Raw genomic sequence first — 16,845 nt, forward strand, 5'->3', positions numbered from 1 at the left:
TTCCTCTTCTCTCCATAAGGTAGTGGAAGGAGAGGATGTCATGTTAAAAAAAGTTCAAGTTCTAGCAGTTTTTTTATTCTTCTTTTTTATGTTACCCATCATTGCAGGACTATTGCCTTTTCCAAACAACGAAAAATATGAACCTCCTCAAGTTGAAGAAAAGCAAGTCGTCTTTGCATCAGCTGATGTTAGTACACAAGAAGCGCCTCCAACAGAAATGCCTATAGAAGTTACACCAGAGGAGCAAGAAACAAAATCGCAATCAGATGTAACTCCCTCAGTAAATTCTTATGATGTCTTATTCGTGTTTACGCATTCTCATGAGACGTATAAGCCATTTGTAAAAACTGAAAAGGGCAAGGTAGCTGTGTATGATGATCAAACAAACTTGCTCACAATGGCCAAAGTGATGGAAGATTATTTTCGGTTAAACGGATTAAATGCAAAGACTCTTGATGTAGATGTCATGTCAGTTATGAAACAGAAGGGTGTAACCATGGCGTCTGCATATAAAACAGTACGACCTTATTTAAGTAAAGAGTTACAACAAAATAGTTACGATTTAGTATTAGATATTCATAGGGATGCAACTGCTGCGGATAAATCAACCGTAATCCATAATGATGTTAAATATGCGAAAGTTGCTTTTGTAATTGGAGCTGAAAATCCTAATTATAAGTCGAATCTTTCTTATGCAAATACTCTAAGTCAATCTTTAAATAAAATTGTTCCTAATTTGTCTAGAGGGATAATTGAAAAAAAAGGTGCTGGGGTAGATGGGGTTTATAATCAAGATTTGTCTAAATCATTACTTTTAATTGAAATTGGTGGTATAGATAACACAGAAGATGAAGTATACCGTTCTATCGCAGTTTTGGCACAGGCGATTTCAAAATCCCTTGTTAATCAACAAGTAGCTAAAAATAATTAAGTATGAAATTGCTAGTTTCATCATATTTTTCTCACTCTAACATTGCTAAAGGTTATGTGTCACTGCTATAATTCAAATTAGTTTAGCCTTTTTTATAAAAGTAATGAAAACTTTCTCTCTTGAAGGTTTCTAAAATAATTTATTAGTAAATTTTATACTGATAAAGGTTAAAGCCTCCAGCGCATGCCTAAGATTGTATCTAAAGGCACTATTTCTACAAAGTTGATGTAGAAGAAGCGCGGGAGGCGTATTTGATTAGGAGTGGACACGACATGAATCGAGAAGAACGTTTAAAACGCCAAGAGAACATAAGGAATTTTTCTATAATTGCACATATCGATCACGGGAAATCTACTTTAGCTGACCGTATTTTAGAGCAAACAAAATCGGTTACGCAACGTGAAATGAAATCTCAATTATTAGACTCGATGGATTTAGAGCGCGAACGTGGAATTACAATTAAATTAAACGCTGTACAACTAAAATATAAAGCAAAAGATGGCGAAACTTATACATTTCATTTAATCGACACACCAGGACACGTCGATTTCACGTATGAAGTTTCTCGTTCTCTAGCTGCATGTGAAGGTGCAATATTAGTAGTAGATGCTGCTCAAGGTATTGAGGCCCAAACTTTAGCCAACGTTTATCTAGCTTTAGATAATGATTTAGAGATATTACCTGTTATTAATAAAATTGATTTACCTGCAGCGGACCCAGAACGAGTACGCCAAGAAATTGAAGATGTGATTGGCCTAGATGCGTCGGAAGCTGTATTAGCCTCGGCAAAAGCAGGTATTGGTATTGAAGAAATTTTAGAGCAAATAGTAGAAAAAGTGCCTGCGCCAGGTGGAGACCCAGAAGCACCATTACAAGCACTAATTTTTGACTCAGTTTATGATCCTTATAAAGGGGTTATTATTTCAATTCGTATCGTAAATGGTACCGTTAAACCAGGTGATAAAATTCGCATGATGGCAACAGGTGCTGAATTTGAAGTAATTGAAGTGGGCATCCACACACCTAAAGCTGTACCACAAGCGGAATTATCAGTTGGGGATGTTGGTTATTTAACAGCATCTATTAAAAACGTTGGAGATACACGCGTAGGGGATACTGTTACATTTGCAAACAATCGTGCTGCTGAAGCGTTACCAGGATATCGTAAGTTAAATCCAATGGTTTATTGTGGTCTATATCCAATTGATACAGCTCGCTACAATGATCTACGTGAAGCATTAGAGAAATTAGAATTAAATGACTCAGCATTACAATATGAACCTGAAACTTCACAAGCTTTAGGCTTCGGTTTCCGTTGTGGCTTCTTAGGCTTATTACACATGGAAATTATTCAAGAACGTATTGAGCGTGAGTTTAACATCGATTTAATCACGACTGCACCTTCCGTAATCTACGAAGTGTATTTAACAGATGGTACATCACTAAAAATCGATAACCCATCAATGATGCCAGATCCTCAAAAAATTGACCGTATCGAAGAGCCATATGTAAAAGCTACAATTATGGTGCCAAACGATTATGTAGGAGCTGTGATGGAGCTTTGCCAATTAAAGCGCGGTAACTTTATAGGTATGGATTATATCGATACAACTCGTGTAAGTATTCAATATGATATGCCGTTAGCAGAAATCGTTTATGACTTTTTCGATTACTTAAAATCAAATACGAAAGGTTATGCATCCTTCGATTACGAGTTAGCAGGATACAAGCCTTCTAAGTTGAGCAAAATGGATATTTTATTAAATGGAGAACAAGTTGATGCATTAAGCTTTATCGTACACCGAGACTTTGCTTACGAACGTGGAAAAGTAATCGTAGAAAAATTAAAAGATTTAATTCCTCGTCAACAATTTGAAGTACCAATTCAAGCAGCTGTTGGGCAAAAGATTATTGCCCGTTCAACAATTAAAGCGATGCGTAAAAACGTACTAGCAAAATGTTACGGTGGTGACATTTCACGTAAACGTAAACTTCTTGATAAACAAAAAGAAGGTAAAAAACGTATGAAGCAAGTTGGTTCAGTAGAGGTACCTCAGGAAGCGTTTATGGCAGTCTTGAAAATGGATGATAATAATAAAAAATAACTTTAAGCCGTCACTAAATAAGTGGCGGTTTTTATCATAGAATGAATGAGTGCACGATTTAGAAAAAAAATACCTTACACCGCCATGTCTCTAACTTTAAATTGATGGAATATTTAAAAAATTTACTTCCTCTTTCGAAATAAATATAGTACAATATTATTATAAGTTGGCTAGTTAATAACTACTAATTGGGGATTTATGGGTGTTTTGCTTCATGTGAAATACAACAAAGGGGAGATTTGATCAATGAGTAAAGTAATAGTAAATATTCCAAGCTGGTTTGAACTAGATGAATTGGTTGTCATCAATACAATTATTAATGAGGAGAACCCTACTTTTGGTACATTAATTGCAAGTGATAATGTTGACCAAGGGAAACCTTATCGCCCTAGAATAAGAGTTTATTTATTAAAACTAAATCATGAAAAATTCGATATTGAAAAAGAGCTAGGTGCATTTACTTTTAAATCACAAAAAGAGGCATTAGATTTTTCAGAAAAGTTTTCTACCATTACCGCTGTTGAATTAATACATAAACTTCATAGTGAACAAGTTGCTTTTGTAATTTAGTTTAACTAAGTCCCAAAGTTTGCATTTTAGCAAATCTATTGGGACTTTTTTGCATAGAAAGGGAGGTAAGACTTAGGTTATTTGTATCTTCAGAGAAGGCTTAGTATCATTAAATGTTGTATTTTGTTATTTTCTGTGCGATTAAATTGAATTTTTAAAGGCAAAGAGTACAATAAAGGGAAGCATTAAATTTTTAGGGAAAGAAGGGAAACAAATGGCGCGTGGTGTCTACATACATATTCCTTTCTGCCATCAAATTTGTAATTACTGTGATTTTAATAAAGTATTTTTTAAAAATCAGCCAGTAGATGAATATATTGAAGCGGTTGGAAAAGAAATGCAAATGGTTGTTCACAATATGCCGGATCAATTTGACAACATTGAAACAATATTCTTAGGTGGGGGAACGCCAACTGCTCTTTCAGCGGAACAAATTAAACGACTTTTAGATTTAATTCATAAGTATATCCCAACGAATAGACGCATTGAATTTAGCTCTGAAGCAAACCCAGATGAACTAACTATTGATAAGTTAAAAGCTTTATACAACGGTGGAGTTAATCGATTAAGCATGGGGGTACAATCATTTGATGAAGAATTACTAAAAAAACTCGGGCGAACACATTCAAATGAGCATGTATACGAAACGATAGAGCACGCTAAATCAGTTGGGTTTCAAAATATAAGCATTGACCTAATGTACGGACTACCAGGTCAGACAATGGAACAGTGGGAAGATACATTAAATAAAGCATTAAGGTTAAAACTTCCACATTACTCTGCATATTCTTTAATTGTCGAGCCAAAGACTATTTTTTATATTCGATATGCAAAGGGGAAGTTAAATTTACCTTCTGAGGAACTCGAAGCGGAAATGTATGATTTATTAATGCGAAAAATGGAGGAAAATGGACTAAAACAGTATGAAATTAGTAATTTTGCGTTAGATGGTTACCAATCAACACATAATAAAATTTATTGGGACAATGATGAATATGCAGGATTTGGTGCTGGTGCTCATGGTTACTTAAAAGGTGAGCGTTACTCAAATTATGGTCCAATAAAAAGATACATTGACTCAGTTATGAATTCAGGTCGGCCTCTTCTCCAAACGCACAAAGTCTCAATCGAGGAAATGTATGAAGAGCAAATGTTTTTAGGACTAAGGAAAAATGAAGGCGTTTCGGTTAAAGAGTTTGAAAGAAAATTTGGAGTACATCTTAAAGATTTATATGGCGAGACAATCCAACAACTAGAGAAAGATGCTTTACTAATTAATGATGGCCATCATGTGAAATTAACTAGGAAAGGTCGTTTTATCGGGAATGAAGTGTTTCAACAATTTTTAATTGAAGATTAGGTATTTTCGTTGACATAATATGTGAGATTTGATAATTTAAAATAAGTATTAGCACTCTAAACAATTGAGTGCTAACAGAGGTGAAGACATGTTAACAAATCGACAATTACAAATTTTGCAGGTAATCGTTGATGATTTTGTTATTTCAGCTCAGCCAGTAGGGTCACGTCAAATTTCAAAAAAAGAATGGATTCCTTTTAGTCCTGCGACAATTCGCAATGAAATGGCAGATTTAGAGGAGTTAGGTTATTTAGAAAAAACCCATACCTCTTCTGGTCGTGTCCCGTCAGAAAAAGGATATCGTTTTTATGTTGACCACTTGTTACAACCAAAATCAATGTCCTTTGAAGATATTGGTTTAATTCAATCAATTTTTAAAAATCAAATTGTAGAAATGGAACAAGTAATTCGTGAATCTGCTAACATTTTATCTGATTTAACTTCATATACAACGATCTTACTTGGACCAAATGTTGGAAAGCATCGTGTGAAAAGGTTTCAAATTGTTCCTTTATCCACTGATACAGCTGTTGCAATTATTATCACAGATAATGGACACGTTGAAAATCGGACTATCACGTTACCACAGGGCTTTAATCCATCAGATATTGAAAAAACAGTTAATATCTTAAACGAACGATTAGTCGGTGTTCCATTATTAGAACTACAATCAAGGTTACAATTAGAGACATTTGAAGTATTAAGACAACATGTTCATACTGCAGATGCAATCTTTCAATCATTAAAAAATGTTACAGCCGTTCAAAATGAAAATAAAATTTACTTTGGCGGTAAAACAAATATGTTAAATCAACCGGAGTTTCACGATTTAAACAAAGTTCGTGCATTAATGGAATTAATGGATAAAGAAAGCCAAGTGATTTCACTTTTCCACCCTGGTGATACAGGAATTCATATTCGTATTGGATCTGAAAACAATCACCTAGCAATGGATGATTTAAGTGTAATTACAGCAAGCTATTCAGTTGGTAATGAACTAGAGGGGTCAATTGCTATCATTGGTCCAACACGAATGGATTATCAGCGTGTTATTTCATTATTAGATATTATGCGCAACGGACTTTCTCGTGTGCTTTCTAATAAACATACTGATGGGTTATAAGGAGGATTTAAGGTGTCTGAAACGACAGAAAACAAAGAACAACAAGAGCAAGTTACTCAAACTACAGAAACAGAAATAACTGAAGAGATCAATGTACAAGAAGAGCAAGCAGATAATGTTGAGTTAACTGCTGAAGAAAAGCTTAGTGCAGAAGTTGCAGAATTGAAAGCAAAATTGGAAGAGGAAGAAAATCGATTCCTTCGCCTAAGAGCAGATTTTGATAACTTACGTCGAAGAACACAATTAGATCGTGAAGCAGCGGAAAAGTACCGTGCACAAAAGCTTTTATCGGATCTATTGCCAGTAATTGATAACTTCGAACGTGCACTACAAGTTGAAGTGAATTCGGAAGATGCCCTAGCATTATATAAAGGGATTGAAATGGTTTATAAAACATTTATTGAAGCTACAAAACAGGAAGGCTTAGAAGTTATTCCGGCTGAGGGACAAATTTTTGATCCAACAGTACACCAAGCTGTTATGCAAGAGGCAGATTCAGATAAAGAATCTGGAATTGTATTACGCGAGCTTCAAAAAGGTTATAAATTAAAAGATCGCGTATTACGACCTTCAATGGTTTCAGTAAATGAATAATACTACTTTTAGAAATTAACTTATTTAGTTGGTTTAAATAATAGGAGGAAAAATTTAATATGAGCAAAATTATTGGTATTGACTTAGGAACAACAAACTCTTGTGTGGCTGTCTTAGAAGGCGGCGAACCAAAAGTAATTCCAAATCCAGAAGGGAACCGTACTACTCCTTCTGCTGTTTCATTTAAAAATGGCGAACGCCAAGTTGGTGAAGTAGCAAAACGTCAATCAATTACGAACCCAAATACTATTTTGTCTATTAAATCAAAAATGGGTACTTCTGAAAAAGTAACAATAGAAGATAAAGATTATACACCGCAAGAAGTTTCAGCAATGATTCTTCAATACTTAAAAGGTTATGCAGAAGACTACTTAGGTGAAAAAGTAACGAAAGCGGTTATTACTGTTCCTGCTTATTTTAACGATGCACAACGTCAAGCAACTAAAGACGCTGGTAAAATTGCAGGTCTTGAAGTAGAACGTATTATTAACGAACCAACAGCGGCAGCACTTGCATATGGGTTAGATAAGCAAGACGTTGACCAAAAAATATTAGTATTTGACCTTGGTGGTGGTACGTTTGACGTATCTATTCTTGAACTAGGTGAAGGCGTATTTGAAGTATTAGCAACAGCTGGTGATAACAAACTTGGTGGGGACGACTTCGACCAAAAAGTAATGGATTATTTAGTTCAAGAATTCAAAAAAGAAAATGGCGTTGATTTATCAAAAGATAAAATGGCAATGCAACGTTTAAAAGATGCTGCTGAAAAAGCGAAAAAAGATTTATCAGGTGTAACATCAACACAAATTTCATTACCATTCATTACAGCAGGCGCTGATGGTCCATTACACTTAGAGTTAAACTTAACTCGTGCAAAATTTGATGAAATTACTCGCGATTTAGTAGAACGTACAATTATCCCAACTCGTCAAGCATTATCTGATGCTGGTCTTTCAGCTTCAGATTTAGATAAAGTTATTTTAGTAGGTGGATCTACTCGTATTCCTGCTGTTCAAGAAGCTGTGAAGAAAGAAACGAACCAAGAGCCACATAGAGGTGTAAACCCTGACGAAGTAGTAGCAATGGGTGCTGCAGTTCAAGGTGGAGTTTTAACAGGTGACGTTAAAGATATCGTTTTACTTGACGTAACACCACTTTCACTTGGTATTGAAACAATGGGTGGAGTATTCACAAAATTAATCGATCGAAATACAACAATCCCAACTTCAAAATCACAAGTATTCTCTACAGCAGCTGACAACCAACCAGCAGTAGATATTCACGTATTACAAGGTGAGCGTCCAATGGCTGCAGACAACAAAACATTAGGTCGTTTCCAATTAGCAGACATTCCACCAGCTCCACGTGGAATTCCTCAAATCGAAGTAACATTTGATATTGATAAAAATGGTATCGTATCTGTAAAAGCAAAAGATTTAGGTACTCAAAAAGAGCAAACAATCGTTATTCAATCAGATTCAGGTTTAACAGATGAAGAAATCGAACGTATGGTAAAAGATGCTGAGGCAAACGCAGAAGCAGATGCGAAACGTAAAGAAGAAGCAGAATTACGTAACGAAGCAGATCAATTAGTATTCCAAGTGGATAAAACAATTTCTGATCTAGGGGAACAAATTTCTGAAGATGAGAAAAAATCTGTTGAAGATGCAAAAGAAGAGTTGAAAAAAGCATTAGAAGCAGGTGAAATTGAAGGAATTAAATCTTCTAAAGAAAAATTAGAAGGTGTTCTTCAGCCACTAGTAATGAAAGTATACGAACAAGCTGCAGCAGCTGCACAAGCAACACAAGGTGGAGCAGAAGCTGGTGCTGAAGCAGGGAAAAAAGATGACGGCGTTGTAGATGCTGACTTTGAAGAAGTAAAAGACGATAAGTAATTTAGTTAGCGGGCGTTTGCTCTGAAAGTCTCAAAAAGTACTTAAACGTGAAGTAGTAGTTTAGGTGACATAGGAGTTAGTCTAGCTAGTAAATGTTTGTATAAATCAAGGAAGTAAAAAGTCAAAGACCGAATTTGTCTTTGACTTTTTCATTGCACAGATGAAGTACATTCTATGATACAATATTGGTTATGTAATAGAGCGGAGTGTGAGGTATGAGTAAACGGGATTATTATGAAGTACTTGGCGTCAGCAAAAGTGCGAGCCAAGATGAAATCAAAAAGGCATATCGGAAGCTATCAAAACAGTATCATCCTGATATCAATAAAGAGCCTGGGGCGGATGAAAAATTTAAAGAAATAGCAGAAGCTTATGAAGTGTTAAGTGATGACACTAAACGTGCCCAGTATGATCAATTTGGCCATGAAGGTCCTAACCAAGGTGGTTTTGGAGGCTTCGGTGGTTCTGGCTTTGGTGGATTCGAAGATATTTTTAGCTCATTTTTTGGTGGTGGAACTCGCCGACAAGACCCTAACGCACCAAGAAAAGGTGATGATTTACAATATCGGATGAATATATCATTTGAGGATGCTGTGTTCGGTAAACAAACCGAAATTGAAATTCCAAAAGATGAAACATGTGATACATGTAAAGGGTCAGGTGCAAAACCAGGAACAAGTCCAAAAACATGTACAACATGTAGTGGTTCAGGTCAAATCAATCAAACAGTGGAGACACCATTTGGACGTATGGTGAATCGACGTGCATGTAATACATGCCGCGGAACTGGAAAAATTATTGTGGAAAAATGTTCTACATGTCATGGAGCTGGAACAGTACAGAAACGTAAGAAAATTAAAGTTACAATTCCAGCGGGTGTAGATGATGGTCAACAATTACGTGTATCTGGCCAAGGTGAGCCTGGTATAAACGGTGGGCCAGCAGGTGATTTATATATCGTTTTCAATGTAAAGGAACATCCTTATTTTGAACGCGACGGAGATGACATTTACTACGAATTAAAATTAACATTCCCACAAGCTTCTCTTGGTGATGAAATTGAAGTCCCTACAGTTCATGGGAAAGTTAAGTTGAAAATTCCAGCTGGTACACAATCGGGTGCACAATTCCGAATTAAGGATAAAGGTGTAAAAAATGTACACGGTTATGGCACAGGACATCAATATGTCATCGTAAAAGTTGTAACACCTACAAAACTAACTGAAAAGCAAAAGCAATTATTACGTGACTTTGCAGAAATTAGTGGAGATATCCCGGAAGAACATAGCAGTTCACTATTTGATAAAATAAAAAAAACTTTCAAAGGTGAATAGTATTTGAAAAGAATTAAAAATTTTTAGGAGGAGCTGATTGCAAGTGACATGGACAGAACTGTCTATATTAACAACAAACGAAGCGGTTGAGGCGATTTCAAATATTCTCCATGAAGCAGGCGCGAGTGGTGTTGTCATTGAAGATTCAACTGAATTAGGGAAAGAGAGAGTAGATCAATTTGGTGAAATTTATGCGCTAAATCCAAATGATTACCCTATAAGTGGGGTAGTGGTGAAGGCTTATTTACCAGCATCTAGTTTTTTAGCCGAAACAGTCGAAGAAATTAAGCTTGCAATCGCGAATCTTAGTAATTTTGATATAAATCTCGGGGAAAATAACTTTACAACAACAGAAGTGAATGAGGAAGATTGGGCTACAGCTTGGAAACAGTACTATCATCCCGTAAAAATATCAGAGCGTTTTACAATTGTTCCAACTTGGGAAGACTATACTCCAGTGAACACTGACGAATTAATTATTGAACTAGACCCTGGTATGGCTTTTGGAACTGGTACACATCCAACGACTATTATGTGTTTACAAGCGTTAGAAAAAGTCGTAAAGCCTGATGATATTGTCATCGATGTCGGTACTGGATCAGGTGTCTTAGCTATTGCTGCGGCGATGTTAGGTGCAAAAAAAGTTCATGCCCTAGATTTAGATGAAGTTGCCGTAAAATCAGCTCGAGAAAATATTGAACTGAACAAAGTGCAAGAAATTGCTGAAGTGTTTCATGGCAATTTATTAGATACTGTTTCAGAACCAGCCGATGTTGTAGTAGCAAATATCCTAGCTGAAATTATCATGACTTTCACAGATGATGCCTTCTCAATTGTAAAACCTGGTGGGCTTTATGTAACATCAGGTATTATCGGTGCAAAGAAAGAAGATGTAAAATCAGCTCTTGAGAAATCAGGATTTATAATTGAGGAAGTATTAATGATGGAAGATTGGGTTGCAATTATTGCAAGACGACCATAATTTACAGGAGTTGTCCCAAACCCGTGGGTCAACTCCTTCTTTTTATTACATATTACTTTTGATTGAGGTGCAAAATGCAGCGTTATTTTATAGACGAACAATTTAACGACCAAAATGAAGTGATCATCACGGGGGAAAATGCGAAACACATATTAAAAGTGATGCGAATGGAAGTAGGTGATTCACTCATTGTTGTACAAAACAATATTGCCTTTATTTGTGAAATTGTTAATTCAGGACAAAATGTCGTGGTCAAACAAACGGGAGAAACAATTAAATCACCAGAAATGCCTGTACAAGTAACGATTGTATGTGGTTTACCAAAGGGTGATAAACTTGATTTAATTACTCAAAAGGGAACAGAACTTGGTATGTATGCACTTATCCCATTCGCAGCGGAACGTTCCATCGTGAAATGGGACGACAAAAAGGGAGAAAAAAAGACAGAACGCTTACAAAAAATTGCAAAAGAAGCTGCCGAACAATCCCATCGAACACACGTACCTGAAATTGTAAGTCCTATTTCTTTTAAACAATTACTGGAAATGGTTCCTAGATATGATGCTGTATTTATTGCAGATGAAGAAGATGCTAAACAAGAAAAGCGTACAAGATTTGCGGATAAACTAAAAAAAGTGTATGATAATGAATCGAAGTCTATTTTATTAATTTTCGGTCCTGAAGGTGGAATATCTCGCAATGAGGCAAAAAGCTTAATAGAAGCGGGTAGTGAAACCATGTCTCTGGGACCTCGGATATTACGAGCAGAAACTGCGCCATTATATGCGCTTTCAGCTATTTCATATGAATTTGAATGATAGAGGTGTAGACAAATGTCAACGGTGGCTTTTCATACATTAGGCTGTAAAGTAAACCATTACGAAACAGAAGCAATTTGGCAACTTTTTAAAGAGCAAGGCTATGAACGTACTGATTTTGAACATCAAGCAGACGTTTATGTTATTAATACATGTACTGTAACAAATACTGGTGATAAAAAATCACGCCAAGTAATTCGTCGTGCAGTACGCCAAAATCCAGATGCAGTAATTTGTGTTACGGGTTGTTATGCACAAACTTCGCCAGCAGAAATTATGGCAATTCCTGGTGTTGATATTGTCGTTGGTACTCAAGATCGTCAGAAAATGCTCGGGTACATAGATCAATACAGACAAGAACGCCAACCGATTAATGCAGTTCGCAACATTATGAAAAACCGGGTATATGAAGAACTAGATGTGCCGTATTTCACAGACCGTACGCGAGCATCTTTAAAAATTCAAGAAGGATGCAATAACTTCTGTACGTTTTGTATTATTCCATGGGCACGTGGTTTAATGCGTTCACGTGATCCTCAAGAAGTGATTAAACAAGCACAACAACTTGTGGATGCAGGTTATCTTGAAATAGTTCTGACAGGTATTCACACAGGTGGATATGGTCAAGACTTTAAAGATTATAATTTAGCTCAACTTCTACGTGATTTAGAAGCGAACGTAAAAGGGTTAAAACGATTACGTATTTCATCCATTGAAGCATCTCAATTAACAGATGAAGTCATTGAAGTATTAAAAAATTCAAATATTGTTGTACGCCATTTACACATTCCAATCCAATCTGGTTCGGATACTGTGTTAAAACGTATGCGTCGTAAATATACAATGGATTTCTTCGCAGAACGTCTTGAACGTTTAAATGAAGCTTTACCTGATTTAGCCATTACATCCGATGTTATTGTTGGGTTCCCAGGTGAAACAGAAGAAGAATTTATGGAGACGTACAATTTTATTGCAAAACATAAATTTGCTGAACTTCACGTATTCCCATTCTCAAAACGTACGGGAACACCAGCAGCACGAATGGAAGATCAAGTGGATGAAGATATTAAAAATGAGCGAGTACATCGTTTACTAACTTTAAACGATCAACTTGCAAAAGAGTATGCATCTCGTTTTGAAGGTGAAGTTTTAGAAATTATTCCAGAAGAGCACTATAAAGAAAGTGAAAATCCAAATCTTTATGTAGGTTATTCTGACAACTATTTACGTGTTGTATTTGAAGGTTCAGAAGAGCTTATTGGAAAATTGATTAAAGTAAAAATTACAAAAGCGGGTTATCCTTATAATGAAGGACAATTTGTACGGGTATTAGAAGAACAAGTACTATAAATTTTTAGCGACAAAACGAATTACAGGTTTTGTCGCTTTTTATTTATTCGAGAATGGGCAATATATAAAAACAAACAATCTGTAAATTCGATAATTTTTTATTTAATGGTATTATTAAGATGAACGGACAACTTAAATTGTTAAAGGAGTAATATTCATGACAAAAAATTATGCATCATTAATTGATCATACTTTACTAAAACCAGAAGCAACGAAAAGTCAAATTGAAAAATTATGTGATGAAGCAAAAAAATATGAATTTGCATCGGTTTGCGTCAATCCAACATGGGTTAGTGTAAGTGCTCAATTACTAAAAGGTACCAATGTAAAAGTTTGTACCGTCATCGGATTCCCATTAGGTGCAACAACTTCAGATGTAAAAGCTTTTGAAACAAAAAATGCAATTGAAAATGGCGCACAAGAAATTGATATGGTTATCAACATTGGCGCGTTAAAAGAAGGTCAGTATCAATTAGTTGGTGACGATATTAAAGCGGTTGTGGAAGCTGCGAATGGCACTTTAGTGAAAGTTATTATTGAAACATCTTTATTAACAGATGAAGAAAAAATTAAAGCTTGTGAACTTTCAGTAGAAGCTGGTGCTGATTTTGTAAAAACTTCTACAGGTTTTTCAACAGGTGGCGCTTTGGTAGAAGATGTTGCACTGATGAGAAAAACGGTTGGACCAACGATTGGTGTTAAAGCTTCCGGAGGCGTTAGATCATTAGAAGATATGCAAAAAATGATTGAAGCAGGAGCAACAAGAATTGGAGCTAGTTCCGGTGTTGCTATTATGCAAGGACTAATTTCCGATTCGAACTATTAAAAATAATTCTTTCTATTGACTGAATAAAAACTATACGATATAATTCTTTAGTACACAAGTAACGGTAAGTTAAATGTGTATTGACGTGTGTTCGGAGGGAGGGAAAGAGAGATGTCAAAAACTGTCGTTAGAAAAAACGAATCGCTTGAAGATGCTCTTCGCCGCTTCAAACGTACTGTATCTAAAAGTGGTACAATTCAAGAGGTTAGAAAACGCGAATTTTATGAAAAACCGAGCGTAAAACGTAAAAAGAAATCAGAAGCTGCACGTAAACGTAAGTGGTAATTTCCTAACAATCCCTACGTTCATAACACGCAATTTTATGATTCACTGAGGACAAAAAATGATATACCCTAGTATTTGTAATTATACAGATACTGGGGTATTTTACTTTTATGTCCTTTTTACAATTTGTATTATATGCATTTTCGATGATTTTATAAGATGTTCCCGAAAAAAGATTCAGAATAAATAAAAAAAGATATTCCAAATTTACATTAAATTTTTGATATGTAATTCACATATAATTTGAAACTTTTTATAGACTTAGTCGTAAATAAGGTATTAGTCGTTTTTGCAATGGGAGGTGGAAAAGTGAGAAAGGTAAGAAGCTTGAGTTGGATTCTATTATTACTACTATCATTTAGTTTACTATTTCCTACTTTAACTGTGCATGCAAGTGAACGAGTATATCATGTTCTTCTTGAAAATGAGGTAGAAAAGGGGTTACAAGCCTATTTAGAGCGTGCATTTAATGAAGCAAGTGAAGAAGGAGCTAAAACTGTCATTTTAGAAATACATACACCTGGAGGATTCACAGAGGCTGCAGAAAATATAGCAAAATTAATGGATAATGCACCTTTTGAAATTATTGCTTTTATTAATTCGAAAGCGCATTCAGCTGGAGCATATTTAAGTTTACATGCCGATAAAATTTATATGGTCCCAAATGGAACGATTGGCGCTGCAGCAATTATTGATAGTGCAGGGAATGCTGCAGAAGAAAAAGCAAATAGTGCTTGGATTGCAGAAATGAGAGCAGCTGCTGAATCTTCCGGGAGAGACCCGCGCTATGCAGAAGCAATGGCTGATAAAACAATTGATTTACCGAAATATCGTGCACCATCTGGGAAATTGCTTACATTATCAGCAGATGAAGCGTATGAGGTAGGGTATTCTGATGGGACAGTAGCTAATTTAAGTGAAGTTCTTTCTTTTAATGGACTATCTGATAGTAAAGTTATCACGATTGAACCAACACTAGCTGAAAAAGTTGCGCGATTCATTACAAATCCGATTGTCGTAACGTTATTACTATCGATTGCGAGTTTAGGCTTAGTTATGGAATTATTTTCACCAGGGTTTGGAGTACCTGGACTTGTCGGGCTTACATCTTTTGCAGCATTTTTCTTTGGTCATACAGTTGCCGGATTTGCAGGATATGAAACAATTTTAATTTTTGCAATAGGCTTTGTATTATTAATTGCAGAACTTTTTGTGCCAGGCGGTATTGTCGGCATTATTGGTGGTGCATTAATGATCATTAGTTTATTATTTGCAGGAGAGAGTGTGGTTCATATGGCGTATTCAATATTAATTGCACTGATTATTTCTGTTATAGGAATGGTGGTATTAATGAAATTCTTTGGAAAAAATCTTCATGTTTTCAACAAGCTTATTTTAAGAGATGCCACGACAACGGAAGAAGGCTATGTATCCAATGTAAACCGAATTGATTTATTAGGTAAAATTGGTCATACAATAACACCTCTTCGGCCTGCGGGAACAGTTCTAATTGAAAACGAGAGAATCGACGTTGTGTCAGAGGGCAGTTATGTTGATTCCAATAAGAAAGTTGAAATAATTCAAGTTGAAGGGTCAAGAATAGTTGTGAGAGAATTGAAAAAAGGAGTGGAAGAAGTATGATTTTAGATGCAGCAGCCATTAGTTTAATTATAGGCATTGTTGTAGTTATTTTTGTATTAGGTGTTTTCTTTACTTTTGTACCGGTAGCACTATGGATTAGTGCAATTGCAGCAGGTGTAAGAGTTAGTATTTTTACTTTAATTGGGATGAGATTACGTCGAGTAATTCCGGCAAGAGTAGTCAACCCTTTAATTAAGGCGCATAAAGCTGGTATTGATGTAACAATTAATCAATTGGAATCCCATTACTTAGCAGGCGGAAATGTAGACCGAGTAATCAATGCTTTAATTGCCGCTCAACGCGCAAATATTGAATTATCCTTTGAACGTTGTGCAGCGATTGACTTAGCAGGTCGTGATGTATTAGAAGCTGTGCAAATGTCCGTTAATCCAAAAGTTATTGAAACGCCATTTATCGCTGGGGTTGCCATTAACGGTATTGAAGTTAAGGCAAAAGCTCGTATTACAGTGCGCGCAAACTTAGATCGTCTAGTTGGTGGTGCTGGAGAAGACACGATTATCGCTCGTGTTGGTGAGGGGATAGTATCAACTATCGGTTCTAGTGAAAGTCATTCAAAAGTTTTAGAAAATCCAGATTTAATTTCTCAAACAGTACTTTCTAAAGGTTTAGATTCAGGTACGGCCTTTGAAATCCTCTCAATCGATATTGCAGACGTAGATGTTGGGAAAAATATCGGTGCAGAATTACAAATTGAGCAAGCACAAGCGGATAAAAATATTGCACAAGCAAAAGCGGAAGAACGTCGTGCAATGGCTGTAGCAAAAGAACAAGAGATGGTTGCAAAAGTTCAAGAAATGAAAGCAAAAGTAGTTGAAGCTGAGGCAGAAGTACCAATGGCAATGGCTGAAGCATTACGTTCTGGAAACTTCGGTATTATGGATTATATGAACTATAAAAATATTCAAGCAGACACTTCAATGCGTGACTCTATTGCAAAAGTAACAAACGATAAAAATGATACACCAAAAAAATAGATGTTTCACACACCTGATGAAGGGAGTGTATTA

General features: G+C 35.8%; 15 protein-coding genes. All 15 read left to right on the forward strand.

Annotated features, from left to right (window positions below):
- Positions 1-40: 40 nt before the first annotated feature.
- The 15 genes from spoIIP (at position 41) to floA (ending at position 16,812) form a co-directional block, all read left to right on the forward strand.
- The gene (gene spoIIP / locus CRO00_RS15210) at positions 41-931 is read left to right on the forward strand and encodes a stage II sporulation protein P (protein ID WP_097074519.1); all 891 of its coding nucleotides are present in this window, start codon (positions 41-43) and stop codon (positions 929-931) included.
- A gap of 272 nt (positions 932-1,203) precedes the next feature.
- Positions 1,204-3,036, forward strand: a complete 1,833-nt coding sequence (gene lepA, locus CRO00_RS15215) for a translation elongation factor 4 (RefSeq protein WP_097074520.1) — start codon at positions 1,204-1,206, stop codon at positions 3,034-3,036.
- 246 nt (positions 3,037-3,282) lie between these two features.
- On the forward strand, positions 3,283-3,606 hold the full coding sequence (locus CRO00_RS15220) for a hypothetical protein (protein WP_097074521.1): 324 nt from the start codon (positions 3,283-3,285) through the stop codon (positions 3,604-3,606).
- A gap of 214 nt (positions 3,607-3,820) precedes the next feature.
- Positions 3,821-4,966 carry a radical SAM family heme chaperone HemW gene (gene hemW, locus CRO00_RS15225; protein WP_097074522.1) on the forward strand — a complete coding sequence of 382 codons (1,146 nt, stop codon included), beginning with the start codon at positions 3,821-3,823 and terminating at the stop codon, positions 4,964-4,966.
- A gap of 88 nt (positions 4,967-5,054) precedes the next feature.
- Positions 5,055-6,089 carry a heat-inducible transcriptional repressor HrcA gene (gene hrcA / locus CRO00_RS15230; protein WP_097074523.1) on the forward strand — a complete coding sequence of 345 codons (1,035 nt, stop codon included), beginning with the start codon at positions 5,055-5,057 and terminating at the stop codon, positions 6,087-6,089.
- A gap of 12 nt (positions 6,090-6,101) precedes the next feature.
- Positions 6,102-6,683: a nucleotide exchange factor GrpE gene (grpE, locus tag CRO00_RS15235; RefSeq protein ID WP_097074524.1), complete on the forward strand. Its 582-nt coding sequence runs from the start codon at positions 6,102-6,104 to the stop codon at positions 6,681-6,683.
- A 59-nt stretch (positions 6,684-6,742) separates the two neighbouring features.
- Positions 6,743-8,581 carry a molecular chaperone DnaK gene (gene dnaK, locus CRO00_RS15240; RefSeq protein WP_097074525.1) on the forward strand — a complete coding sequence of 613 codons (1,839 nt, stop codon included), beginning with the start codon at positions 6,743-6,745 and terminating at the stop codon, positions 8,579-8,581.
- A gap of 215 nt (positions 8,582-8,796) precedes the next feature.
- A complete protein-coding gene (gene dnaJ / locus CRO00_RS15245; protein ID WP_097074526.1) occupies positions 8,797-9,915 on the forward strand; it encodes a molecular chaperone DnaJ in 1,119 nt (372 codons plus the stop codon).
- Positions 9,916-9,958: 43 nt separating this feature from the next.
- Positions 9,959-10,897 carry a 50S ribosomal protein L11 methyltransferase gene (prmA, locus tag CRO00_RS15250; protein WP_097074617.1) on the forward strand — a complete coding sequence of 313 codons (939 nt, stop codon included), beginning with the start codon at positions 9,959-9,961 and terminating at the stop codon, positions 10,895-10,897.
- Between the two features lie 74 nt (positions 10,898-10,971).
- Positions 10,972-11,715, forward strand: a complete 744-nt coding sequence (locus CRO00_RS15255; RefSeq protein WP_097074527.1) for a 16S rRNA (uracil(1498)-N(3))-methyltransferase — start codon at positions 10,972-10,974, stop codon at positions 11,713-11,715.
- Positions 11,716-11,730: 15 nt separating this feature from the next.
- Entirely contained in the window at positions 11,731-13,065 is a 1,335-nt protein-coding gene (mtaB, locus tag CRO00_RS15260; RefSeq protein ID WP_097074528.1) for a tRNA (N(6)-L-threonylcarbamoyladenosine(37)-C(2))-methylthiotransferase MtaB, read from the forward strand.
- 157 nt (positions 13,066-13,222) lie between these two features.
- Positions 13,223-13,891 (forward strand): deoxyribose-phosphate aldolase, encoded by a 669-nt coding sequence (gene deoC, locus CRO00_RS15265; RefSeq protein ID WP_097074529.1) that lies wholly within the window; start codon positions 13,223-13,225, stop codon positions 13,889-13,891.
- A 111-nt stretch (positions 13,892-14,002) separates the two neighbouring features.
- Entirely contained in the window at positions 14,003-14,176 is a 174-nt protein-coding gene (rpsU, locus tag CRO00_RS15270) for a 30S ribosomal protein S21 (RefSeq protein WP_004227078.1), read from the forward strand.
- 309 nt (positions 14,177-14,485) lie between these two features.
- On the forward strand, positions 14,486-15,817 hold the full coding sequence (locus CRO00_RS15275; RefSeq protein ID WP_097074530.1) for an NfeD family protein: 1,332 nt from the start codon (positions 14,486-14,488) through the stop codon (positions 15,815-15,817).
- Positions 15,814-16,812: a flotillin-like protein FloA gene (gene floA, locus CRO00_RS15280; protein WP_097074531.1), complete on the forward strand. Its 999-nt coding sequence runs from the start codon at positions 15,814-15,816 to the stop codon at positions 16,810-16,812. The genes CRO00_RS15275 and floA overlap by 4 nt, the downstream gene beginning before the upstream one ends.
- Positions 16,813-16,845 lie beyond the last annotated feature (33 nt).

The organism is Ureibacillus xyleni (assembly GCF_900217795.1).
GTDB classification, from domain to species: domain Bacteria; phylum Bacillota; class Bacilli; order Bacillales_A; family Planococcaceae; genus Ureibacillus; species Ureibacillus xyleni.

Excerpts from the sequence above, each read along its gene's own strand:
- dnaK (WP_097074525.1), top strand. The coding sequence starts at position 6,743 with ATGAGCAAAATTATTGGTATTGACTTAGGAACAACAAACTCTTGTGTG.
- lepA (WP_097074520.1), top strand. The coding sequence starts at position 1,204 with ATGAATCGAGAAGAACGTTTAAAACGCCAAGAGAACATAAGGAATTTT.
- hrcA (WP_097074523.1), top strand. The coding sequence starts at position 5,055 with ATGTTAACAAATCGACAATTACAAATTTTGCAGGTAATCGTTGATGAT.
- rpsU (WP_004227078.1), top strand. The coding sequence starts at position 14,003 with ATGTCAAAAACTGTCGTTAGAAAAAACGAATCGCTTGAAGATGCTCTT.
- CRO00_RS15220 (WP_097074521.1), top strand. The coding sequence starts at position 3,283 with ATGAGTAAAGTAATAGTAAATATTCCAAGCTGGTTTGAACTAGATGAA.
- CRO00_RS15255 (WP_097074527.1), top strand. The coding sequence starts at position 10,972 with ATGCAGCGTTATTTTATAGACGAACAATTTAACGACCAAAATGAAGTG.
- mtaB (WP_097074528.1), top strand. The coding sequence starts at position 11,731 with ATGTCAACGGTGGCTTTTCATACATTAGGCTGTAAAGTAAACCATTAC.
- spoIIP (WP_097074519.1), top strand. The coding sequence starts at position 41 with ATGTTAAAAAAAGTTCAAGTTCTAGCAGTTTTTTTATTCTTCTTTTTT.
- dnaJ (WP_097074526.1), top strand. The coding sequence starts at position 8,797 with ATGAGTAAACGGGATTATTATGAAGTACTTGGCGTCAGCAAAAGTGCG.
- floA (WP_097074531.1), top strand. The coding sequence starts at position 15,814 with ATGATTTTAGATGCAGCAGCCATTAGTTTAATTATAGGCATTGTTGTA.
- hemW (WP_097074522.1), top strand. The coding sequence starts at position 3,821 with ATGGCGCGTGGTGTCTACATACATATTCCTTTCTGCCATCAAATTTGT.
- deoC (WP_097074529.1), top strand. The coding sequence starts at position 13,223 with ATGACAAAAAATTATGCATCATTAATTGATCATACTTTACTAAAACCA.